This is a genomic window from Accumulibacter sp. (assembly GCF_029255285.1).
In the GTDB taxonomy this organism is placed as follows: Bacteria; Pseudomonadota; Gammaproteobacteria; order Burkholderiales; family Rhodocyclaceae; genus Accumulibacter.
Genome location: NZ_JAPUVI010000068.1, coordinates 1 through 23,986, shown reverse-complemented (window position 1 = coordinate 23,986; position 23,986 = coordinate 1). Strand labels below are relative to the sequence as shown.

Sequence of the window (23,986 nt, the reverse complement as noted above, 5' to 3'; positions counted from 1 at the left end):
GACAAGATCGGCATCATCGACGACATCGCCTACCAGACCAACCTGCTGGCGCTGAACGCGGCGATCGAAGCGGCGCGCGCCGGCGAGCACGGCAAGGGCTTCGCCGTCGTCGCCGCCGAAGTGCGCAAGCTCGCCGAGCGCAGTCAGGTCGCGGCGCAGGAAATCGGCAACACCGCCAAGGACTCGGTCCGCCTCGCCGAACGCGCCGGCACGCTGCTCAACGAAATGGTGCCGTCGATCAAGAAGACCGCCGATCTGGTGCAGGAGATCGCTTCCGCCTCGCAGGAGCAATCCTCCGGCGTCGGCCAGATCAACGGCGCGATGGGCCAGTTGAACCAGGCGACGCAGCAAAACGCCTCGGCTTCCGAGGAACTCGCCGCCACGGCCGAGGAAATGGGCGGCCAGGCGCAGCAGTTGCAGGAACTGATGGCCTTCTTCCAGCTCGCCGGTAGCCACGCGCCGGCCAGAAAGCCGGCGCCCCGAGCCGCGGCCGCCCGGCGCCAAGCAAACACGGCTGCCAAATCTTCGCCCAAAGGAGCTTAAGATGCGCGAAAACCGGCCACGAGACTGCGCCCGCAATACGGCGACAACGCCCGACAGGATGAACTAGCGAACCCCCGACATGACTGCGAACGTTCACACTCCGCGCCTCGCCAATCCCACAGTCCTTTCGCGCTGGGCCGAGGTGATCGAAGGTGCCGGCCTGGCGATGGCCGTGCTCAATGCGGATTTCACCGTCCGGCACGTGAACCGGCTCTACGCCGCGGCGCACGGCAAGGCGGCCGACTTCTTCCGCGGGCATCCGTTGGTCGAAATTGTCCGACAACCGGAGCTCCAAGCGATCTTCCGCGCCGTCCGCGACTCGGGCATCGCCCTCGCGCACTCGCCGGAACGACTGTACGCCAGCCGCCGGACACCGGCGCTCGATGATTGCCACTGGACGCTGACGCCCTTCAAGGGCGACGACGATCAGGCGACGAGCGAAGAAACGCCGTGCCTGGTACTCACCATTCAGGGTTTCGAACCACCGGCGGCGGAGAACTGCGGCGATGGCGACCTGCTGTCGCGGCTCGGCGAGCGGGCGCTCGCGATCATCACCCGCAAGCGCGCCGAGTCGGCCGTGCGTGCCGGCGTGCAGCGTTATCGCGCGCTGCTCGACACGATGCCCTGCGGCTTCGCACTGCTCGACGTGCTGCCGGCGGACGGCGACCGGGCCTTCGACTACCGCGTCGTCGAAGTCAATCCGGCTTTCGAGGCGATCACCGGGCAGCACCGGGCCGAGTTGATCGGCCGCTCGCTTCACCAGGCGCTGCCGGAACTCGAAGCGCGCTGGCTCGAACACTTCGACACCACCGTTCGGCACGGCGACTGTTCGCAGTTCGACGACTTCAACCAGGCCCTCGGCCGCCATTACCGGGTCACCAGCTATTGTCCGAAAGCCGGCCAACTGGCCGTACTGTGCGACGACATCACGACCCTTCGGCGCTCGCCGGGTTTCTGCCCGGCGACGCCCAATCTCTTCCGGTGACCCTATCGTGAGCAATCCGCGCGACCTCGAACGTCTGGCACGCAACGTCAACCCCGGCGGCTGGGCGGTGGATAGCGAACGGCCGATCGCCACCCTGCTCGGTTCCTGCGTCGCTGTCTGCCTGTGGGATCCGACGCTGCGCGTCGGCGGTCTCAACCACTTCATGCTGCCCAAGTACGAGAAAACGGCCAACAAGGATCTCGACATCCTGCTCTGCGGCAACTTCTGCATGGAAGCCTTGATGAACGGCATGCTGGCCCGCGGCGCCCAGAAGAAACGCCTGCAGGCGAAAGCCTTCGGCGGCGGCAACGTGCTCTCGTCGCTGACCGGCGTCAGCATCGGTCAGCGCAACGCCGAATTCGCCCACGAATGGCTGACGCGCGAGGGAATTCCGCTGCTCGCCTCCGATCTCATGGGTCCGTGGTCGCGCAAGGTGATCCTCAACCCGCAGAGCGGCGAAGCCTTCTGCAAACGCGGCCAAACGACGCAGAGCATCGCCGAAGCCGAGAAGTCCTACGAAAGCACGCTCGTGCTGGCGCCCAAAAAAGCCGACATCGAGCTCTTCTGACCGCCGATCGACCACCCCCCGGACAAGAACCCGCCGCGATGAACGAAGTTCCCCTGCCAATCACCGACCAGGAGTTCGCGCTCTTTCAGCGCCTGATCTACAAACTGGCCGGCATCAGTCTGTCGGACGCCAAGCGCACCCTGCTCGTCGGCCGGCTCGGCCGCCGCCTCAATCACCACTGCCTGGCGACCTACACGCAATATCATCGCCTGCTGATGTCCGGCGAACAGCCCGACGAACTGCAGAAGATGGTGGACCTGCTGACCACCAACGAAACGTATTTCTTCCGCGAACCGCAGCACTTCGATTTCCTGCGCCAGGTGCTGCGCCAGGAACGGCGCGCGCCAGGCACTTTCCGCATCTGGAGCGGCGCGAGTTCGAGCGGCGAGGAAGCGTACTCGATGGCCATGGTGCTGGCCGAGGAGTGTACCGACCGGCCGTGGCAGGTCTTCGGCTCGGACATCAGCCTGACCGTGCTGGCCAAGGCGCAGGCCGGCGTCTACTCGCAGGAGAGAATCTCCGGCATTCCCCCGGCCTGCCTGCGCAAGTACTGCCTGAAAGGCGTCCGGGCACAGGAAGGAAAGCTGCTGATCGACGCCGGGCTGCGGCAGAAAGTCAGCTTCGCGCAGGTGAACCTGACCTTGCCGATCACCGGTGTCGGCGACTTCGACGTCATTTTCCTGCGCAACGTGATGATCTACTTCGACGCCCCGACGAAGCGCAAGGTGGTCGAAAACATGCTGCCTCACCTGAAGCGGGGCGGCTACTTCATCGTCGGCCATTCGGAATCGCTGACCGGCATCACCGACCGCCTGCAGGTGGTCAAGCCGACGATCTATCGCAACCCCTCGTAATACCGGAGTCAAGCAAATTGTTCCCGCAAACTGAACTCTCCCCCCGGATGCCGGCCAAGCGCGGCACGCCCGGCTGCCCGAGGTCCCGGCCATGAGCAGGAAAATCCAGTTGCTGATCGTCGACGATTCGGCGGTCGTGCGCCAGGTCGTCGCCCAGGCGGTGGCGCGGGCGGCCGACATCGAGGTCATGGCGACCGCTTCCGACCCCCTGTTCGCCATGGAGAAGATGCGCCACCACTGGCCGGACGTGGTCATCCTCGATATCGAAATGCCGCGCATGGACGGCATCTCCTTCCTGCGCAAGCTGATGGCCGAGCGGCCGACGCCGGTGGTCGTCTGTTCGTCGCTCGCCGAAGCGGGCAGCGAAACGCTGATGCAGGCCCTCGCGGCGGGCGCGGTGTCGATCATCACCAAGCCGAAGTCGGGGCTCAAGGGCTTTCTCGAGGACTCGTCGAACGACATCGTCGCCGCCGTGCGCGCCGCGGCGCGGGCCAACGTCCGCCTCCTGCTGCGCCCGGCGGCGGCGCCCATGGCTCTGGCGATCGACCGGCCGCGCCATTCGGCCGACGTGATCCTGCCCGCCGGAACGGCGGCGATGGTCAAGACGACCGACAAGGTGATCGCCATCGGCACCTCGACCGGCGGCACGCAGGCGCTCGAAGCCGTACTGACTCGCCTGCCGATCACGGTGCCGGGAATCGTCGTCGTGCAGCACATGCCGGAGCGCTTCACGGCGATGTTCGCCGAACGGCTGAACTCGCTCTCCGAGATCGAGGTCCGCGAGGCGAAAACGAACGACCGCGTGATGCCCGGCCGCGCCCTGATCGCTCCCGGCGGCAAGCACATGATGCTCAAGCGCAACGGCGCGCAGTACCACGTCGAGATCGTCGACGGACCGCTGGTCAATCGCCACAAGCCCTCGGTCGACGTACTCTTTCGCTCGGTCGCCCGCTTCGCGGGCAAGAACGGGCTCGGCGTCATCATGACCGGCATGGGCGACGACGGTGCGCGCGGCCTGAAGGAGATGCGCGATGCCGGCGCCGCGACGATCGCGCAGGACGAAGCCTCCTGCGTCGTCTTCGGCATGCCGAAGGAAGCGATCAAGCTCGGCGCCGCCGAACGCGTGCTGTCGCTCGGCCAGATCCCGGGGGCGCTGGTCGCCGCCGACCGCTGACGGCCCCGCCGCCCAGCCCCCGGAACCAGAAAGAACCGTCATGGAACGTTACGACATCCTGAAGAAGATCGCCGCCGAAATTGACCGCGGCGAGGTCATCTTTCCGACCGGCGCGCAGGTCGCGCTGAAGCTCAAGAGCGCGCTCGACGACCCCGATTGCCATCTGGATCAGGCGACGCGCCTGATCCAGGCCGAGCCGCTGCTCTCGGCCAAGGTCGTCGCGCTCGCCAACTCGGCGGCCTTCAACCCCTCCGGCCGGCCGATCACCGACGTGCGTACGGCGGCCGTCCGTCTCGGGCTGGGTTATCTGCGCGCCATCGCCGCCTCGGTCGTGACGCGCCAACTGGCCACCGCGGCAACGCCGAAGGATCGCGAGCTGGCCGATCGGCTCTGGCAGCACACGGCGCACGTCGCCGCCCTGGCGCAGGTCATCGCGCGCCGCGTGACGCGCCTCAACCCGGAGACGGCGATGTTCGCCGCCATCGTGCACGAAGTTGGCGCCTTCTATCTCGTTTCGCGCTCCGGCGAGTACCCGGGACTGCTCGACGAGGACTTCTCGGCCTGGAACGAAACCGGCGAGGCCGAAGTCGGCCGTGCCGTTCTCGAAGCGCTTTCGGTCCCGCGGGAGATCGTCGACGCGATCGACGTCTGCTGGCAGGGTTTTCTGGCGATGCCGCCGACAACCCTGGGCGACACCCTGCTGCTGGCCGACGAGCTGTCGCCGGTCGAGAGCCCGCTGCGCGACCTCGACGGCTGCCCGAGAGAAGGGATGGCCGCCTCGATCGACCTGCTGCTCGGCGAGCAAACGCTGGCCGAAATCCTGCAGGAGTCGGCGGACGAAGTGGCGACGCTGAGCGCGGCGCTGCGCACATGAAACTCGTGCCCAGCCGCCAGGCGGCCGTCCTCACCGCCGGAGGGCCCGACCTCCGGACGCTCGTCGACCGCGGCCCGGCGACCCGGTCGACGACGGGCGCCGACGCTCGCCGGCGGGCCGCGAAACGACGGGCCAACCCATGAGACAGAAAGCCCTGAGCCGGCTCCATCTGGCCGCGGCGCTCGTCGTCGTTCTGGCCGTCGTCGCCTGCGGCTATGTCTGGCGCTACACGTGGCAATCGCAGGAGCGCCTGCTCGCCGGAACGGAAGAGCACATCGAGCAGCAATCGGCACAATTGACCAGGGCGGTGACCCGGCAGATGTCGATCCTGATGCAGTACATCGACTCGACGGTGATCCGCTTGCGCGATTCCCTGAACGAGGGCGACGAGGGCAGTTTTCAGACGGTCGCCAAGGAGGTGCTCGGCTCCTTTCCGGCCAACGCGGTGCATCAGATTGGCTTCATCGATCGCCATGGCTACCTCATCTACTCGACCATCGAGCTGCGGGAACCGATCGACCTCAACGACCGCGAACACTTCGCTGTTCACCGCCACAGCGACGAAGACCGGCTGTTCATCAGCCATCCGCTGCTCGGCCGGGCGACCAATGCCTGGTCGATCCAGTTCACCCGCCCGCTGCGCCGGAAGGGACAGTTCGCCGGCGTGGTCGTCTTCTCGCTGAACCCGAAGTACATCGCCGACTCCCTTCAGCTCGCCACGTCTTCGGAAAACGATGTGGTCGCCATCCTGCGCCTCGACGGCAGCTTCGTTTCGCGCAGCACCCGCCTCGACCAGGCGCTGGGAACGTCTCTTCCGCCGAGCCGCCCCTTCGTCGGCGCCGACGCTCCGACCAGCGGGACCGTTCGCCTCAGTTCGCAGGTCGACGGCATGCGCCGCGTCTATTCCTGGCAGCGCCTGAACGAGGTGCCTCTGGTCGTCGTCGTCGGCTTGGCCGACGCGCCGATTCTCGAACCGGTCGAACGGGCGATGCGTGAGACCCAGGAACGCACGCTGACCTCGACCGTCATCGTCCTGCTGTTCGCCGGCGGCATCGCCATCCTGTTGCTGCGCGTCGAGCGCGACCGGCGCTCGCTGTACGACAGCCAGCATTTCCTCGAAACCGTCGTCGAGAACATCCCGGCGATGCTGTTCGTCAAGGACGCGACGGATCTGCGCTTCGTCAGACTCAACAAGGCCGGCGAGGATCTGCTCGGTTATGCACGGCAGGATTTCATCGGGCACAGCGACTATGACTTCTTTCCGCCGGATGAAGCGGACTTCTTCACTTCCCGGGACAGGCGGGTGCTGTCCGAACTGAGCGTGCTCGACATCCCGCAGGAACCGATCGAAACCCGGTTCGGACCGAAGATCCTTCATACCCGCAAGATCGGAGTTGCCGACAGCGAGGGCCGTCCGAGGTTTCTGATCGGCATCTCGATCGACATCACCGAACGCGAATGGCTGGCCAGACTGGAGCAGACCCGCCGGCTGATCCTCGAAACGCTGGCCTCCGGCAAATCGCTGAATGCCACGCTGGCCTATGTCGTCGGCCTGATCGAGCGCCACAGCCCGGGCGCCTTGTGCGCCATCCTCCTGCTGGAGCCGGACGGCGGACATCTGCGGCACGCCGCCGCGCCGAACCTGCCCGATGCGTACAATCGCGCCGTGCACGGCGTCGCTTTTGCGCCGCAGCTCGGCCCAGACGAGCGCGCGCCCTTCCGCACGACGCGCACCGTCGTCGAGGACGTGACCACCCACCCCGACTGGCAAGCGCTCGCCGAAGCGGCCCGGCACGCCGGTCTGCGCTCCTGCTGGAGCGAGCCCTTGCGAGCGGCGAACGGCGACTTCCTCGGCATCTTCGCCCTCTACCGTCGAACTCCCGGCGCCCCCGGCGCCCACGACCAACAGTTGATGGAATTCGCCGCCGAGACGATCGGCCTGGTAGTGGAACGCAAACGAAGCGAGGCGGAACTGGAATCGTACCGTCTCAACCTCGAAGAACGGGTCGCCAAGCGGACGCGCGATCTGGTGCTCGCGCGCGACCTCGCGGAATCCGCCAACCGCGCCAAGAGCGCTTTTCTGTCCAACATGAGCCACGAACTGCGCACGCCGCTGAATGTGGTGATGGGCTTTTCCGACCTCTTGCGCCGGGACCGCCGGCTCGACGCGTCGCAACGCGAAAATCTGAACATCATCCATCGCAGCGGCGCACACCTGCTGACCCTGATCAACGACATCCTGGAAATGGTCAAGATCGAGACGGGTGGCGTCCAGGTCCGGCGAGAGCCTTTCGACCTGCTCGCGCTGGTCGGCGAGATCGTCGGCGCCATGCAGTTGCGCGCCACGGCCAAGGGCTTGCGACTGCTCTTCGAGCCGTCCGCCGAAGTACCGCGCCATATCCGCAGCGACGAAACCAAGCTGCGCCAGATCCTGATGAACCTGCTCGACAACGCGATCAAGTTCACCACGCGCGGCGAGATCGCGCTACGCCTGTTCATGCTCACCGGCCGGAACTGGCCCAGCCTGTCGATCGAGGTCGAAGACAGCGGAATCGGCATCGCAGCCGACGACAGGGAGCGCATATTCGATCCTTTCGTGCAGATCGTGGGCGACGACGCGCAGAAGGGGACCGGTCTGGGACTGACGATCAACCGGCAATTCGTGACCCTGCTGGGTGGCCGGATCGGTGTCAGCAGCCAGCCCAGACGCGGCGCGTGCTTCCAGGTCGAGCTGCCGGTCGAAATCGTCGCCGACCTCGAACCGGCGCCCAACGCCAGCCAGGAGAAGGAAATCGTCGGCCTGCAGCCGGGCCAGCCCGAGCATCGCCTCCTGGTGGTCGACGACCAGCCCGAGAACGCCTTGCTGCTCCGGCAGTTGCTGGAGTCGGTCGGCTTCCAGGTGCGCATCGCCGAAGACGGCGCGCGCGGCGTCGAGGTGTTCGAAACCTGGCATCCGGATTTCATCTGAATGGACTGGCGCATGCCCGTGCTCGACGGCCCGCAAGCGACGGCGCGCATTCGCGCGGCGCCAGGCGGCCGCGCGGCCAAGATCGTCGCCATTACGGCCTCGGTGCTGCCGGAACAGCAAGCGGAGATTCTGGCCGCCGGAGTCGACGACATCGTTCACAAACCGTACCCGTTGCGCAGCGTTTTCGACTGTCTGGCGCGCCACCTGGGCGTGCGCTACGTATACCAGGAACAGGAACCGGCGAACCCCGATCGCGGAGCCGTTGCGGCGATCTCCGCCGCCACCCTGGCCACGCTGCCGGACGCCCTGCGGCAGCAACTGGCCGAAGCCCTGGTGGCTCTCGATACCCAGCGCATCGACCGGCTGATCGGCGAGATCGCGGAGACGGACGAGGCTCTGGCCCACCTCCTGCGCCAGCATGCCGACGATTTCGACTACGGGCCGATCGAAGAAGCCTTGCGCGGAGAGCCCGGAGGTGTTCACGCCGGGCCGACTGCCAAAACGAACTGTCGCGAACAGCAACTTCCGAACGAAGAGATGAACCGATGACTGCCATGACCCCCCTGCCAACTCACCTGCGCGCACCCGACTCGACGACTGCCCAACTCGGCGAGACGGCGGCCGAAATCGTCGTCGTCGACGACACGCCAGCCAACCTCAAGCTGCTCGCCAGCCTGTTGTCCGAACAAGGCTACCGCATCCGCCCGGCATCGAGCGGCGCTCTCGCGCTGCGCTCGGTCCACGCCAAGACGCCGGACCTCATCCTGCTCGACGTGCGGATGCCGGAGCTCGACGGCTACGCGTTCTGCCGGCAGCTGAAAGCCGATCCGCACACCTGCGCCATACCGGTGATCTTCATCAGCGCCCTAAACGAATCCGCCGACAAGGTGCAGAGTTTTTCCGTCGGCGGGGTGGACTTCATCACCAAGCCCTTCGAGCCCGCGGAAGTGCTGGCGCGAGTCAAGACGCACCTGGAACTGCGGCGCCTGCAACAGGAACTCGAACGGCGCGTCGAGGCGCGCACCGCTGACCTCGCGCAAACCCATCACGCCCTGCAAGTCAGCGAAGAGCGTTTGCGGCGGGTGATCGAAGCGACCAGTGACGGGGTCTGGGACTGGAACCTGCGGAGCGGGGAAATGTTCTTCAGCGACCACTGGTACACGATGCTGGGCTATGCCCCGGGCGACCTCGAAGCGTCCCACGCCGCTTGGCGTGATCTGCTGCATCCCGACGACGCCGCGCCGGCGGAAGCGGCGATCCGCGCGCATCTGGACGGCCAGTCGCCCGAACTGAACCTCGAGTTGCGCATGCGCGCCCGCAACGGCGACTGGCAATGGGTTCACAACCGCGGCAAAGTGATAGAGCGCACCGCGGCCGGCGAGGCGCTGCGCATGGTTGGCACACAGGCCGACATCGCCGCCCGCAAGCAAGCCGAAGAACAGCTCGAGCGTTACCGCACGGGGCTCGAGGAACGCGTGGCGGCACGCACCGCCGAGCTGGACAAAGCCAGGGAACAACTGCTGCAGTCGGAAAAACTCGCCGCCCTGGGCCATCTGGTGGCCGGCATGGCACACGAACTCAACACGCCGCTGGGCAACGCCCGCACCATGGCCGGCGCGCTCGACGAGCATCTGCGCCAGTTTGCCGCGGCGGTCAGCGCCGGCACGCTGCGCCAGTCGCAACTCGACGCCTTTCTCAGCCGTTGCCGGGAGGCCGTTGACCTGCTGGAACGCAACACCGCGCGCGCCGCGAACCTGATTGCGCAGTTCAAGGAGATCGCGGTCGACCAGAGCAGTCTGCGCCGCCGCCGCTTCGACCTGCGCCGCACGATCGAACAGATCGTCTTCGCCCTGCAGCCTCAATTCGAGCGTGCCGCGCACCGGGTCGAGCTGGAGATTCCGGACGAGCTGATGCTCGACAGCTACCCCGGCCCCCTGGAACAAGTGATCGCCAACCTGGTCGGCAACTCGCTGACGCATGGCTTCGTCGGCATGGCCAGCGGACTGATCGGCATCCGCGCCGCGCCGCTCGACGCGACGCAGATCGAGATCGAGTACTCGGACAATGGAGCCGGCGTCCCGGAAGCGATCCGTCATCGCATCTTCGAACCCTTCTTCACGACCCGGCTGGGCAGCGGTGGCAGCGGATTGGGACTCTACGTCACGCACACTCTGGTCACCGGGACTCTGGGCGGAACGATCCGCCTGGTCGATCGCCGGGGTCCGGGGGCGAGCTTCAGGCTCACCCTGCCGCTCAGCGCCCCCGAGCGGCCGAACGCCGAACCGGCGGCGTGATCGCGGCGACGTACTGGCCTGGCGACAGCGATGCCGGAAGACCGCCCAAGGAGTAGTACGATGGCCGGCGCCTACGAGAAGATCGAACTCCTCGACCATCGCGAGACGCGCGTGCTCTGGCGCGCCCGCCGGCTCGCCGACGGCCGACCGGTATTGCTGAAGACCGTCGGACAGGCCGGACACGAAGCCGCCGAATCGCTGCGCAACGAAGCGGAGATTCTGGCCAAGCTGACCGGCGAGCACATCGTCGGCCTGCTCGGCATCGACGAAGACGCGGCCGAGCCATGCCTGATTCTCGACGACCCGGGCGGCGACCTGCTGACCAAGGCCCTCACCGACCACCCGGCGCCCGTCGACCGCTGGCTGCGCATCGCCTTGCAGGCGGCAGAAGCTCTGGACGGCGTGCACGCGGCCGGCATCGTGCATGGCGACATCAATCCGCACAACTTCCTCTACCAGCCGGACGGCCAGCAGCTCACGCTGCTCGACCTGTCGACCGCGGCTTTCGTTTCGCAGGCCGCACGGGTCTTCGCCGCCGCGCATCGACGCGCGGCGTCGCTGCCCTACGTCTCACCCGAACAGACCGGGCGGATGAACCGCGGCATCGACCGGCGGACCGATCTCTATTCGCTGGGTGTGATGCTTTACCGGCTGGCCACCGGGCAGTTGCCCTTCGTCTCCGACGATCCGCTGGAAATCGTCCATGCCCATCTGGCCCTCGAAGCGCTTGACCCGACCGCACTGAACGCGGCGCTGCCGCCGACGATCGCACGCCTCATCGGCCGACTGATGCGCAAGACGCCCGAGGAGCGCTACCAGTCGGCCGCCGGGCTGCGTCACGATCTCCAGCGCTGCGCGACGCAATGGCTGGACAAGCAGGCAATCGACGACTTCCCGCTGGGTCTTGGCGACTCGTCGATCAAGATCCGGATTCCCGAACGACTCTATGGCCGCCAGGACGACATCGCCGCCTTGCTGACGACCTTCGAACAGGTCGCCGAAGGGGCCAGGACGCTGCTCCTGGTTGGCGGTCTGTCCGGCGTCGGCAAGTCGTCGCTGGTGCGCGAGACGTACTGGGCGATCACCGAACGGGGAGCTTTCTTCCTCGAAGGAAAGTTCGAGCAATACCGGCGCGACATTCCCTTCTCTGCCTGGATACAGGCGCTCGACGGCTTCGTCGGGATGTTGCTGCGCTACCCGGAAGAACAACTCGCGCCGTGGCGGCAGGCGCTGCGCGCGGCCCTGTCGTCGAACGGGCGGGTGATGACCAACCTGCTTCCCCATCTCGAACTGGTCATCGGCACGCCGCCGCCGCTACCCGATCTGAGTGGCCAGGAGGCGGTCAATCGCTTCACTTACGTGTTGCGGCGCTTCATCGGTACGCTGGCGCACCCCGCTCACCCGCTGGTCATTTTCCTCGACGATCTGCACTGGATCGACGCGGCGTCGCTCGACCTGCTGAAGAGTCTGCTGAGCGACCCGACGCTGACTCACGCACTGTTCATCGGCGCCTACCGCAGCAACGAAGTCGACCCGGCCGGCGCGCTGGCGACGGCGATCGCCGAACTAGACAGCACGCCGCAACTCGTGCGCCGTCTGTCGGTGCGCAACCTCGAGCGGGACGACGTCGAAGCGCTGATCAGCGACGCGCTGGGCGAGACGAGCGCCGACAGCCGCTCGCTGGCCGCCGTCGTGCATGCGAAAACGGCCGGCAATGCCTTCTTCGTACACCAGATTCTGGGGCTGCTCGAAAAAGGCGACTACTGGGACTTCGACGCGTCGCGCGGCACCTGGCGACTGAATGCGGAGCGGATCGACACCCTGGTAATCACCGACAACGTCGTCGACCTGCTGGTCGAGAAGATTCGCTGCCACCTGCCGGCCGAACTGTCGCAGTTTCTCGCCTTCGCCGCCTGCCTCGGCAGCCACGTCGATCTGCCGACGCTCGGCCATCTGCTCGGGCAGGAATCGGCCGATCTGCGCCAGAGCCTGCGCCAGGCGGTGCGGGACGGCTGGCTGAGCGAGCGAGCCGACGTCTACAGCTTCACTCACGACCGCATCCAGCAGGCGTTTTATTCGCTGAACCCGGCGCCTCGCCGACAGCAATATCACCTGCAGATCGCGCGCGCCCTGAGCGCCGGCGGCGAAACCGCGGAGGACCGGGTGTTCGACGCCGCCAACCACGTCGCACACTGCCTTGCACTGATCGTCGGTGGCGACGAACGTCGCCGTTTTGCCGGCCTGTCGCAGACCGCCGGCGAAAAGGCCAGGCGAACGGCCGCCTACGAAGCCTCGCTCATGTACTACCGGCAAGGCATCGCGCTGCTGCCCGAGGAGCCGGGGCAAGACGACCGTCCGACCCGACACGCGCTCTTTCTCGGTGCCGCCGAGGCGGCTTTCCTGGTCGGGCGCTTCGCCGAAATGGAGGAGTTCTGCGCCCAGGCGACGGCCGCGGCGAGCAGCGTCGCCGATCGCATCCGGGTCTACGAAATCCTGGTCAGTGGCCGCCTGGCACAAACGCGTCTGCAGGAAGCGGTGGACACCGGCCTCGAGGCGCTGCGTCTGCTCGGCGTCGACTTTCCGGCGCTGGCCGACGAGCAGCATTGGCAGAACTGGCGGGCACGGGTAGGCGAACATCTCGGCCAGCGCAGCATCGCTTCGCTGATCGACGCGCCGGAGATGAGCGATCAGAATGCGCTGCTGAAACTGCGGCTCCTCTCGCGCCTCCTACCGGCGATCTACAAGTTCAGCCCCGGCCTGCTGCCGCTGGTCACGGCCGAAATGGCGATCACCAGCATCGAGCACGGTACTACCGGCCTGTCGGCCTTCGGCTACAGTTGCTACGGGATGATTCTGGTCGGCTTCTTCAGCGACTATGCGGCGGCCTGGGAGTACGCGCAGTTGAGCCGCCGGATCATCGACCGGCACGGCGCGGCGGACGTCATTCCGCGCGCCTACCAGATCATCGAGGCGACCATCCGGCACTGGCAGGAACACGCTTCCGGCACGCTCGGGCCGCTCGAACTGGGCTACCACTGCGGCCTGGAAACCGGTGACCTGGAATACGCCACCTATTGCGCGGAGTTCGAAGCGATGCACCGCTTCCTGCTCGGCCAGCCGCTGCAGGATCTGCGCCCGAAAATGGACGCCTACGCACGGATGATCGCGCGCATCGGCCAGGTCGTCGCACTGAACCACCACCGTCCGGTGCAGCAGGCGGTGCACAATCTGCTCGGCGAAACGTCGGATCCGGTCGTTCTGCAAGGTTCGGCGTTCGACGAAAGTTGCGAGCTCGCCACGCTGGTCGGCTACAACGACCGCCTGTGCCTGCTGATCTTCTACTTTGAGAAAGTCCTGCTGGCCGTCGTCTTTCGCCAGTCGCGGCCCGCCGTAGAACTCGCCAGGAGCGGCGCCGCCTACGCCGACGGCGCTCCGGGCTGCTTCGTCCTGCCGTTTTTTTTCGCCTACGAGCTGCTCGCGCTGCACGCCGCGAGGCGCGTCGGTCCTTCTCCCGCCGACCCCGCGATCGATCGCCTGATCGACGACTTCACGCCGCGACTGGCGGCGGCGGCGCAGCAGGCGCCGATGAACTATCGGCACCTGTTCGATCTGGTGTCGGCCGAGTCGGCCGCCGCCGACGGACGCCACGACGCCGCCGCGGCATTCTATGAAGCGGCAATCGCCGGCGCGGCCGCCGGCCGCTACCTGCGCGAGGAAGCGCTGGCCTGCGAACTGGCCGCCGAGTTCTACTATCGGCGAAGGCTGAACCGCATCGGCGACTTCTACATCGGCCAGGCGTACGCCGCCTACGGCCGCTGGCAGGCCTCGGCAAAAAGCGCGCAGCTCGCCGCACAGCATCCCTTCCTGGCCGAACGCCGGAACGAGCGACCGGACAAGAGTCCGACGCTGGCCACGCTCGACCTGCAGACGGTGCTCAAGGCTTCCCAGGCTCTCTATCGCGCGATGGGACTGCCCGAACTGCTGCGCCGGATGATGACGCTGATCATCGAAAACAGCGGCGCGCAACAAGGATGTCTGATCGTCGAGCGAAACGGCGACTGGGTCGTCGACGCGGCGATGGAGGCCGGTGCGAGCCACGTCGCGATCGGCCAGTCGGCGGAGCGGGTGGCGGGCAGCCGGGTATCGAGCGACGTCGTGCGCTACGTCGCGCGCACCCATGACCCGGTCATTCTCGACGACGCCGCGCACGAAGGCGCATTCTGTGACGATACGGCGATCCGCCAGGGACAAACGAAGTCGCTGCTGTGCCTGCCCTTCATCAACCTCGGCCGGGTAAACGGCGTCCTCTACCTCGAAAACAACCGGGTGAGCGGCGCTTTTTCGGCGGACCGCGTGCCCTTGCTCGAAGTCCTCTGCGCCCAGGCGGCCATCGCCCTCGACAACGCGCGGCTGTACGACGAGCTGGAACAACGTGTCGCCAGCCGGACCGAACAACTGGTGCGCGCCAACCGGGAGGCGCAGAACGCCATCGTGGTCGCCGAAGCCCGCGCCACCGAGCTGCGCCGCCAGACGGCCTTCATTCAGGCCGTCCTCGACAACATCGCCGACGGCATCGTCGCCTGCGACGAAAACGGCAGGCTGACGCTGTTCAACCGGGCAACGCGCGAGATGCACGGCGTCGAACGGGCCGACCTGCCGCCGGATCGCTGGGCCGAGTATTACGACCTCTATCTCGCCGACGGCCGGACGCGCATGGCGACGACGGACATCCCGCTCTACCGCGCTTTTCTCGGCGAACGACTGCGCAATGTCGAGATGGTCATCGCTCCCCGGAACGGCGAGGCGCACGTCGTGCTGGCGTCGGCGCAGCCGATGATCGACGCCGGCGGCGAACGGATCGGCGCCGTCGTGTCGATGCACGATGTGAGCGAGCAGAAGCGTGCCCAGGAACAGTTGCAGCAGGCCAAGGAGGCGGCCGAGAACGCCAACCGCGCGAAGAGCGTCTTCCTGGCCAACATGAGTCACGAACTGCGCACCCCGCTCAACGCCGTCCTGGGCTTCTCCGAACTTCTGCTGCGCGATGCGCAGGCCGGCCGCGAACAGCTCTCGGCAGGACAGATGGAGCATCTGGCGACCATTCGCCGCAGCGGCGAACACCTGCTCATGCTGATCAACAACGTCCTCGAGCTGTCGCGTATCGAAGCCGGCCGCAGCGTGACCACCCTGGTGAACTTCGACCTCCACGACCTGCTCGCCGGCCTGCAGGGAATGTTCGCTCTGAAGGCCACGCGCCAGGGACTCCGCTTCGAGGTCGTGTCTTCGCCGGCCACACCGCGCTACGTCGTCAGCGACGAGGTCAAGCTGCGCCAGGTGCTGATCAACCTGATCGGCAACGCCTTCAAGTTCACCGAGCGCGGCGCTATCCGCGTGGACGTCGATGTCGCGCCGCCGGACGCGCGGCCCGGCGCCAAGGGCACCGCGCGCCGCCTGTGCTGCGCGGTCTCCGACACCGGCGTCGGCATCGCCGCGGCCGACCTCGAGCGGCTCTACGTTCCCTTCGCCCAGTTCGCCGCCGGCCGCCGCGCGACCGAAGGTACCGGCCTGGGACTGGCGATCAGCCGCCAGTTCGTCGAACTGCTCGGAGACCGGATCAGCGCGCAAAGCACCGTCGGCGAAGGCAGCGTTTTCCGCTTCGAGATTCCCGTGCGACTCGCCGCGCCGCCCGCCCCGGCGGCGGCCGACAATCTGCCGGTGCTCGGCCTGCTGCCCGATGCAACGCGCCACCGCATCCTGGTGGTGGACAACGACGCCGACAACCGCCGTTTGCTCACCGACTTGCTGGCGCCGCTGGGCTTCGAGATCCGGGAAGCCGACAATGGCCAGCAGGCGATTGCCGTCTGGCAGGAGTGGCAGCCACAACTGATCTGGATGGACGTGCGCATGCCGGGGATGGACGGCCGCGAGGCGACACGGCGTATCAAGGCCCTGCCGAACGGCCAGGAAACCAAGATCATCGCCTTGACGGCAAGCAGTTTCGAGGAGGAGCGGGCTGAGATCATCGCCGCCGGTTGCGACGATTTCCTGCGCAAACCTTTCCACGAGTCGGATTTGCTGGCCATGATCGAACGTCACCTGGGAGTTCGCTACCGGCGCGCCGAGAACGCCACGACGGTCGACGCACCAGCGCTGACGACCGAGCAGATGGTGGCCGCCCTGCGGGCGATTCCCGACGACACCCTGCGCCAGTTCGAGGAAGCGGCGATCCGCGGCGACATGCTGGCCATCACCCACTCGCTGGATGCCATGCGCGCCGCCCACCCGGCGCTGGCAGACGCCTTGCGGCGCCTGACGGACGACTTCGACTACGGCAGCGTCGCCAGTCTGGTCGCGCAGGCCCTGGCGGCCGCGCCGGCGGAGCCGGACGACCAGGGCACCGCGACGAGCCATGAGGAAAACTGAGATGAGCCGCGGCTGGCGATATTTCGCCGCTCTGGCGGCGCTGCTGCTCCTCAACACCGGCCACGCTGAAACCGCCAGCCAACTCACCGCGGTGCACGCGCTGGCGCCGCCGCTCGCCGGAACCGCCGACGGATCGGGTTTCCTCGAACGGGTCGTGCGCGAAGCTTTTCGTCGTATCGGCATCCGCCTGGAGATCAGCGCGGTTCCCGCCGAGCGGGCCCTGATCAATGTGGACTCCGGCGTCGACGACCTCGATCTCTCCCGCGCCTCGGGTTTCGAAGCGCAGTATCCCCACCTCGTCCGCGTCCCCGAAAAGACGATGGATTTCGAGTTCGTCGCCTTCATCCCGGCCTCGGCCAGCCCTTTCCGTACGGACGACTGGGCCAGCCTGCAGGATCGTACCGTGGCTTTCGTCAGCGGCTGGAAGATCTTCGAGCGCCATGTCACACGCAGCCGCGAAACGATACGGGCGCCTTCCATCGCCAGCCTGTTCGAGATTCTCAAGCAGAACCGGAGCGAAACCGTCCTGCTGGAACGTTGGCAGGGGCTGCAGGCCGCCCGTGCGGCGTCGGTCGCGGTTCAGGTGCTCGAACCGCCGCTGGCGCGCGCCGAGATGTTCATCTACCTCAATCAGCGGCATGCCGCGCTGGTCCCGCCACTGGTCGCCGCCTTGCGTCAGATGAAAGCCGACGGCACCTACCAGCGCATTCTTCGCGAGACGCTGCTGCCGGCCGCGAGCCGGAAGACCGACCGCTGAGCGATGAGCGCAGCGCGCGAAGTCTCGCCGGCAAGCGGCGCCCGCACACCACCCAGCCAACGCGTCGACCGCCTGGGACGCCGCCTGACGGTCGCCATGATAATCTTCAGCTCCGTGGTGACGGCGGTCATCACCGCGATCCAGCTTTACGCCGACTACCGGAACGATATCGACCGGATCGAGGAAAGTTTCAGCTTCATCCGCGGGAGCTATCTCAACGTCCTGATCGACAGTGTGTGGACGGCCAACGACGGGCAGATCCAAGCGCAGCTCGACGGCCTTCTGCGCCTGCGCGACATGGAGTATCTGGCCATCACGGTGGACGACCAGCCACGCTGGACGGCCGGTGCCACGCACTCGCGGCGGACGATCGAAACCGAGGTCGAGCTGCTTCGTCTGTACCGCGAGAAGCCGGTGCCGATCGGCCGCCTGCGACTGGTGGCGAGCGCCGACGATGTGTTGGCCAGAATTGCCGACAAGCTGCTGCTCGTGCTCCTCGAAAACGCGGTCAAGACGATGCTGGTCGCCGGTTTCGTATCGTGGCTGTTCCGCAAATTGGTGACACGCCACCTCGCCCGGCTCGCCCGCTTTGCCGACGACATGCAGGCCAGCGGCCTCGCCGGCCCGGCTTTGCACCTCGAACGTCCGGTCCGCGGCCGCTGGCGCCCTGATGTGCTGGATACCGTGGTGGACGCCGTCAACGCGATGCGCAGCACGCTTGCCGCGGCTTACGAAGATCTGCGCAGAACCGCCGAACAACTGGCGCAGAGCGAGCAGCGCTTCCGCGTCCTGGTGTCCAATGTTCCCGGCGTCATTTACCGCGGCGACGTTCGGCCGCCGTTTCATCTGCACTTCGTCTCGGAAGGCGTGAGCCGGCTCAGTGGCCACTGCGACGCCCGCTTCACCGGCACCGCGGCGCTCACCTGGGCAGCGCTCATTTTTCCCGACGACCGGCGGCGGGTCGAGCAGGAAATCCAGCGGGCGGTCGCCGAACGCCGTCCCTATGTGCTCGAGTACCGCATCTGCCATGCCGATGGCGGCCTGCGCTGGGTCGGCGACCACGGTCGGCCGGCTTATGGAGCGGACGATCGGCCGACCTGGATCGACTCGGTGGTGGTCGACATCAGCGCCCGCAAGCAGGCCGAAATCGCCCTTCAACGCACGGAGCGCAAGCTTTCGCTGCATCTGCGACAGTCGATCGTCGGCATCATCGAGTGGGACACCGATTTCCGGGTTGCCGAGTGGAACCCCGCCGCGGAACACATCTTCGGCTACACGCGGGCACAAGCCATGGGCCGCACGGCCAAGGATCTCATTCTGCCGCCCGAAGTCTTTCCCGTCATCGATACGGTATGGGCCAAGCTGCTGCAACACAGCGGCGGCACCCACTCGAACAACCGGAACTTGACGAGCGACGGCCGGGTGATCAGTTGCGAGTGGTTCAACACGGCCCTGACCGACGACGACGGCCAGGTGATCGGAGTCATGTCCCTGGTGCGCGACGTCACGGCCCGCGAGCGGACGGAAAGCGAACTACGGGTCTACCGTGATCATCTGGAGGAACTGGTCCGGCAACGCACGCGCGATCTGGAGCGCGCCAAGGATCTGGCCGAGACGGCCAGCCGGGCGAAGAGCGCCTTCGTCGCGAACATCAGTCACGAGCTGCGTACGCCGCTCAACGCCGTGCTCGGGTTCTCGAGCCTGTTGCTGCGCGAGGCGGAGGCCGGACGCGAGCCGCTTTCCGCGACACAGCGCGAGCATCTGCTGACCGTGCGGCGCAGCGGGGAGCACCTGCTGACGCTGATCAACAATGTCCTCGAGCTCTCCCGCATCGAGACCGGCAGCAGCGTGGTGAACCTCGTGGAGTGCGACCTCGACGACCTCCTGGCGTGGCTGCAGCAGATGTTCGCCCTGAAGGCCAGCGACAAGGGTCTGGCGCTGCGTTTCACGCGCGCCCCGGAAACGCCACGCCAGATCCGCACGGACGAAGTGAAATTGCGACAGGTGCTGATCAACCTGATCGGCAATGCCTGCAAGTTCACCGAACGCGGCAGCGTGTCGCTCCATGTGGACCTGGCGTCGCCACCGGCGACCGACGATGGCCGGGCTTCAGGAGCCCCGACCGGCGAAGCGCGCCTGCGCTTCGCCGTGGCGGACAGCGGTCCAGGAATCGCGGCCGATGAACTGCCGGACCTGTTCCAGGCCTTCGCACAGAGCGCGACTGGCCGCCAGGCGGCGGAGGGAAGCGGGCTGGGGCTGGCGCTCTGCCGCCACTTCGTCGACCTGCTGGGTGGCCGCATCGAGGCGCGCAGCACCGTCGGCAAGGGCAGCGCCTTCACTTTCGATATCCCGCTGGCCGCGGTGACCCGTCCGACGCCTTTGCTTGCCCCCAAAAAATGGGTGGTGCGCGGGCTGCAGGAGGGTCAGCCGGTCTATCGTGTGCTGGTGGTGGATGACGACGACGACAACCGGCGGTTACTGGTCCGCGTACTGGCGCCGCTCGGCTTCGCGGTCAAGGAAGCCGGCGACGGACAGGAAGCGCTGCGCTTGTGGGAGAGCTGGCAGCCCCACCTGATCTGGATGGACATGCGTATGCCCGACCTCGACGGCGGCGAGGTGACGCGACGCATCAAGGCGACGGCGCGCGGCCAGGAAACCAAGGTTCTGGCGCTGACCGCCAGCAGTTACGCGGAAGAACGGGCGGACATCTTGGCCACCGGCTGCGACGATTTCCTCGCCAAACCTTTTCGCGAGACCGAATTGCTGGCCGCGATCGAACGTCATCTGGGCGTGCGCTACGTCCTCGAGGAAGCGACCGACGCCCCGAGCCGCCCGCGCCCAATGGACGCGGACGCCTTGCGCGAAGCCCTGCGGGCGCTGCCGGAGGAGTGGCTGGCCGATCTGGGGCAAGCGGCCGTGCTCGCTGAAATGGGGCTCGTGGCGACCCTGATCGAACGCATCGCCACCGTCGACCCCACGCTGGCGGCGGATCTCGCGCGTCGCGCCGACGACTTCGACTATGGTGGCATCACCGCCCTGGTTGATGCGGCGATGTCGCCGTCCGGCGACCGGCAGGGAGACGGCTGTGCGGCGTGAGCCGCGGCAGCCGGCTGGCGCAGCGCTGCGGCCGCACGGCTGGCGTGGCTGTCGTCGGAACGCGGCGAGAGCGCGACGGTGCCGCAGCGGAGCCGCCATCGCGACGGAATTCGTTGATCTACCAAGGAGCAAAAATTGACGATGAGACCCGCACTGAAGGCAGTTGGGATGTGCGCCGCGCTTCGCACCAGCGCCGGCATCCTTCTTGGAAGCCTGCTGGGAAGCCTCTTTCTGCCCGCCTGCTCGCCGCCGGAACCGATTCCGATCGGCTTTGTCGGCGGCATTTCCGGGCGCGGTGCCGATCTCGGTGTCGCCGCCCGCGATGCCGTGCAACTGGCCGTCGAGCTGCGCAACCGGGCCGGAGGCATTGCCGGACACGAGGTCAAGCTGCTGATCCGGGACGATCAGCAGAACACGGCAACGGCGCAGGGCGTGACGCGCGAGCTGATCGACCAAGGCGTGGTGGCCATCGTCGGCCCGATCACCAGCACGGTCGCGAAAGCCATCCTGCCCATCGTCGACGATGCCCGAGTCGTGATGGTCAGCTCGAGCGCGACGACCGACGAACTGACAGGCAAGGACGACTACCTCTATCGGGTAAACATGTCCACCGCCGAGGCCGCCACCCGGATCGCCGAGTACCATCTCAAGGAGCGCCCGCTGGGACCACTGGTGGCCGCCTACGACCTGAGCAACCGGTCGTATACGGAACGCTGGCTGGAGGCTTTCCGCACGACCTACGAGAAGGGCGGCAGTGAAGTGCGCAGCGCGATCGGTTTCGAGTCGAGCAGCGAAACGGCCTTCGTGCAAGTGGCGCGCAAGCTGTTGGCGACGCCGGCGGACGGCGTGCTGATCGTCGCCAACTCGATGGATACCGCGCTCTTGTGCCAGCAGATCCGCAAGGCGGGGAGTCGCCTGCCGATCATCGTCTCGGGCTGGGCGGGAACCGAGCGATTGCTGGAACTCGGGGGCAAAGCGGTGGAAGGGGTGATGGTGGCGCAGAATTTCGATCGCGAGAGCACGGCACCCGCTTATCAGGCGTTTCGTCAGGCTTATCGCGAACGCTTTCGTCGTGAACCCGGTTTCAGCGGTACCATGGCTTTCGACGCCGCCAATATCGTGATGGAAGCCTTGGCGCAACAACCTGAGCCCGGGAAGTTGAAAGCGACTCTGCAAAGCATGCGCCGTTTTCAGGGAGTCCAGGAGCCGATATTGTTCGACGAATTCGGCGACGTCATACGGGAGATCCACATGACGGTCGTGCGCGATGGCCAGTTCGTCGTCATCCGCTAGACTCTCGCCGGCCGGCCGCCCGCTGCGGCTGTGGCTGGCGTTGCGCTTCACGCTGGCCGCGCTGCTGCCGCTGCTTCTGGTCGCCGCGCTGATCGGGTGGATGCTGCTGCCGCGGGTGCTTGGCGAGATCGAAACGCGTCATCAGGCGCTGGCACGCGCCATCGCCGGTCAGGTCGAGGCGCACTTGCGTGGTGCCGGACGCGAGCTGGGGGGATTGGCCGATTACTTACGCCATCGCGGCCGACAGACGGCCTCGTTCTGGAATGAACCGCTCGATGCGCATTGCGGAACGGGCGAGGTGTTTGTGGCCATCTATGTCGCCAACGCGGATGATTCGGTTTTCGCCGTTGGCCTGCCGCGGGAGCAACGTGGGCAACGTGACGACCTCTTGCAAATCGATCTCTCGGGATGGGGTGTCTTGCGGGAAGCGCGAGAACGACAGGCGCCGGTGTGGTCGGAGGTCTTCCTGTCCGCCGTCAGCGCCCGACTGGTGGTGAGCCTGGCCATCCCGGTGGGCGAACAGGTGATGATCGGCGAAGTCGCGATCGACGGGCTCTCCGAGTTCGTCAGCCACCTGCCGACCGAATCGGAGACGACGACGATGATTCTCGATCGCCGCGGTCAGATCGTCGCCCATTCACAGCGCACGGGCGGCGGCCAGCAGATCAATCTGGCCAACCTGCCGATCGTCGGCGATGCACTGCAGGGGCGCTTCGCTACCCACGACGTGGATCTGGAAGGCAAGCTGTCGATCGGCACGCTGGTCGGCGTACCGGAGATCGGCTGGATGGTGCTCGTCGCTCAACCACGCGTCGAGGCCTTGAAACCCGTGCTGTCCATCCTGTGGGTGCTGGCCTCCGGTGTGCTGGTCGCCTTGCTGCTGGCGGCCATCGCCACGGCGCTGCTGGCACGCGCTTTCGCTGGCCGGATCGGTCGCTACACCGTGCAGGCGCACGCCATCGCCAACGGTGATTACGATCATCCCTGGCCGATGACCGATATCAGGGAACTCGACAGTCTGGCCAAGGATCTCGATCGCATGTCGCAGGCGATCCGGCAGCGCGAACAGATTCTCGCCACCAGCGAGGCGCGCTATCGGTCGGTCATCACCAATGCCCCGGTCGTGATCTACCAGATCGACGCCCAAGGCGTGTTCACGATGAGCGAGGGCAAGGGTCTGACTGGCCTGGGCCTGCAGCCCGGCGAGGTGGTCGGCCAGTCGGTGTTCGAGGTCTTGCGCGATTACCCGGAAGCGTGCGATCAGATCCGGTGCGCCATCGACGGCACGGTGCAGTATGTTTCCTCGTGCGTGCGCGGCATCTACTTCGACAACTACTTCACGCGCACCGCCAGCGCCGACGGTACGCCCGAACTCCTCGGCCTGGCCGTCGACATCAGCCCACGGGTACGCGCTGAGCAGGAACTTCGGGAAAGCGAGCAGAAGTACCGTTCCATCGTCTGGAACGCCCCGGTGGGCATCTTTCGTTCGACCCCGGAAGGCCGTTTCATCGAAGTCAATTCGGCCATGGCGGGCCTTTTCGGCTACGACTCTCCCGACGCCATGGCGCAGGAGGTCCGCGATTTCGCGGCGAGTCTTTTCGTCGCCCCACAGGAACATCGGCTCATCTTCGCGCAGCAACGGCAGACGAACGGCGTGACGCAGCACACCAACCGCTACCGGCGCCGCGACGGATCGGAGTTCATCGCCAATCTCTACCTTGCTACCTTGTGCGACGAGACGGGCAGTGCGCGCTTTTTCGAAGGGATCGTCGAGGACATCAGCGAACGCAAGCGCGCGGAGGCGGAACTGCTGGCCTACCGCGACCATCTCGAAGAACTGGTCGAACAGCGCACGGCGGAACTGGCGCAAGCCAAGGAGGCGGCCGAAACGGCCAACCAGGCGAAGAGCATCTTCCTGGCCAACATGAGCCACGAGTTGCGCACGCCGCTCAACGCGATCCTCGGCTTCGCCGCCCTGCTGCTGCGCGACGCCAGCGGCCCGCAGCGCGACAACCTGGCCATCATCAACCGCAGTGGCGAACACCTGCTGGCGCTGATCAACGACATCCTGGACATGGCCAAAGTCGAAGCCGGACGCGTCCAGTTGGAGATCGCCCCCTTCGATCTCGACGCGCTGACGCGCGACGTCACCGACCTGAT

14 protein-coding genes are annotated in these 23,986 nt (G+C 66.6%); all 14 read left to right on the top strand.

Annotated elements, in window-relative coordinates:
* Nucleotides 1-543 (top strand): methyl-accepting chemotaxis protein (locus Q1M07_RS08605; RefSeq protein ID WP_300453019.1); only part of this gene is annotated, 543 nt, incomplete at its 5' end.
* A 79-nt stretch (nt 544-622) separates the two neighbouring features.
* Entirely contained in the window at nt 623-1,528 is a 906-nt protein-coding gene (locus Q1M07_RS08600; RefSeq protein WP_300453017.1) for a PAS domain-containing protein, read from the top strand.
* Between the two features lie 7 nt (nt 1,529-1,535).
* Nucleotides 1,536-2,096 carry a chemotaxis protein CheD gene (locus Q1M07_RS08595; protein ID WP_300453015.1) on the top strand — a complete coding sequence of 187 codons (561 nt, stop codon included), beginning with the start codon at nt 1,536-1,538 and terminating at the stop codon, nt 2,094-2,096.
* Between the two features lie 38 nt (nt 2,097-2,134).
* Nucleotides 2,135-2,950, top strand: coding sequence for a protein-glutamate O-methyltransferase CheR (locus Q1M07_RS08590; protein ID WP_300453013.1), 816 nt, complete (start codon nt 2,135-2,137; stop codon nt 2,948-2,950).
* A 91-nt stretch (nt 2,951-3,041) separates the two neighbouring features.
* Entirely contained in the window at nt 3,042-4,124 is a 1,083-nt protein-coding gene (locus Q1M07_RS08585; RefSeq protein WP_300453011.1) for a chemotaxis response regulator protein-glutamate methylesterase, read from the top strand.
* A 40-nt stretch (nt 4,125-4,164) separates the two neighbouring features.
* The gene (locus Q1M07_RS08580) at nt 4,165-4,998 is read left to right on the top strand and encodes an HDOD domain-containing protein (protein ID WP_300453009.1); all 834 of its coding nucleotides are present in this window, start codon (nt 4,165-4,167) and stop codon (nt 4,996-4,998) included.
* 139 nt (nt 4,999-5,137) lie between these two features.
* The gene (locus Q1M07_RS08575; RefSeq protein ID WP_300453007.1) at nt 5,138-7,966 is read left to right on the top strand and encodes an ATP-binding protein; all 2,829 of its coding nucleotides are present in this window, start codon (nt 5,138-5,140) and stop codon (nt 7,964-7,966) included.
* Nucleotides 7,967-8,515 carry a response regulator gene (locus tag Q1M07_RS08570; protein ID WP_300453005.1) on the top strand — a complete coding sequence of 183 codons (549 nt, stop codon included), beginning with the start codon at nt 7,967-7,969 and terminating at the stop codon, nt 8,513-8,515. It begins immediately after the preceding gene.
* Nucleotides 8,512-10,260: a response regulator gene (locus Q1M07_RS08565; protein ID WP_300453003.1), complete on the top strand. Its 1,749-nt coding sequence runs from the start codon at nt 8,512-8,514 to the stop codon at nt 10,258-10,260. Before Q1M07_RS08570 ends, Q1M07_RS08565 begins: the two co-directional genes overlap by 4 nt.
* A 60-nt stretch (nt 10,261-10,320) precedes the next feature.
* Complete coding sequence (locus Q1M07_RS08560) at nt 10,321-16,680, top strand: AAA family ATPase (protein WP_300453001.1); 6,360 nt, start codon at nt 10,321-10,323, stop codon at nt 16,678-16,680.
* Between the two features lies 1 nt (nt 16,681).
* Complete coding sequence (locus Q1M07_RS08555) at nt 16,682-17,437, top strand: ABC transporter substrate-binding protein (RefSeq protein ID WP_300452999.1); 756 nt, start codon at nt 16,682-16,684, stop codon at nt 17,435-17,437.
* A 3-nt stretch (nt 17,438-17,440) separates the two neighbouring features.
* The gene (locus Q1M07_RS08550) at nt 17,441-20,533 is read left to right on the top strand and encodes a PAS domain S-box protein (RefSeq protein ID WP_300452997.1); all 3,093 of its coding nucleotides are present in this window, start codon (nt 17,441-17,443) and stop codon (nt 20,531-20,533) included.
* A gap of 168 nt (nt 20,534-20,701) precedes the next feature.
* The gene (locus Q1M07_RS08545) at nt 20,702-21,826 is read left to right on the top strand and encodes an ABC transporter substrate-binding protein (protein ID WP_300452995.1); all 1,125 of its coding nucleotides are present in this window, start codon (nt 20,702-20,704) and stop codon (nt 21,824-21,826) included.
* Nucleotides 21,801-23,986, top strand: a 2,186-nt coding sequence (locus Q1M07_RS08540; protein ID WP_300452993.1) for a PAS domain S-box protein, incomplete at its 3' end; no start/stop codon positions are given. The genes Q1M07_RS08545 and Q1M07_RS08540, both read left to right, overlap by 26 nt.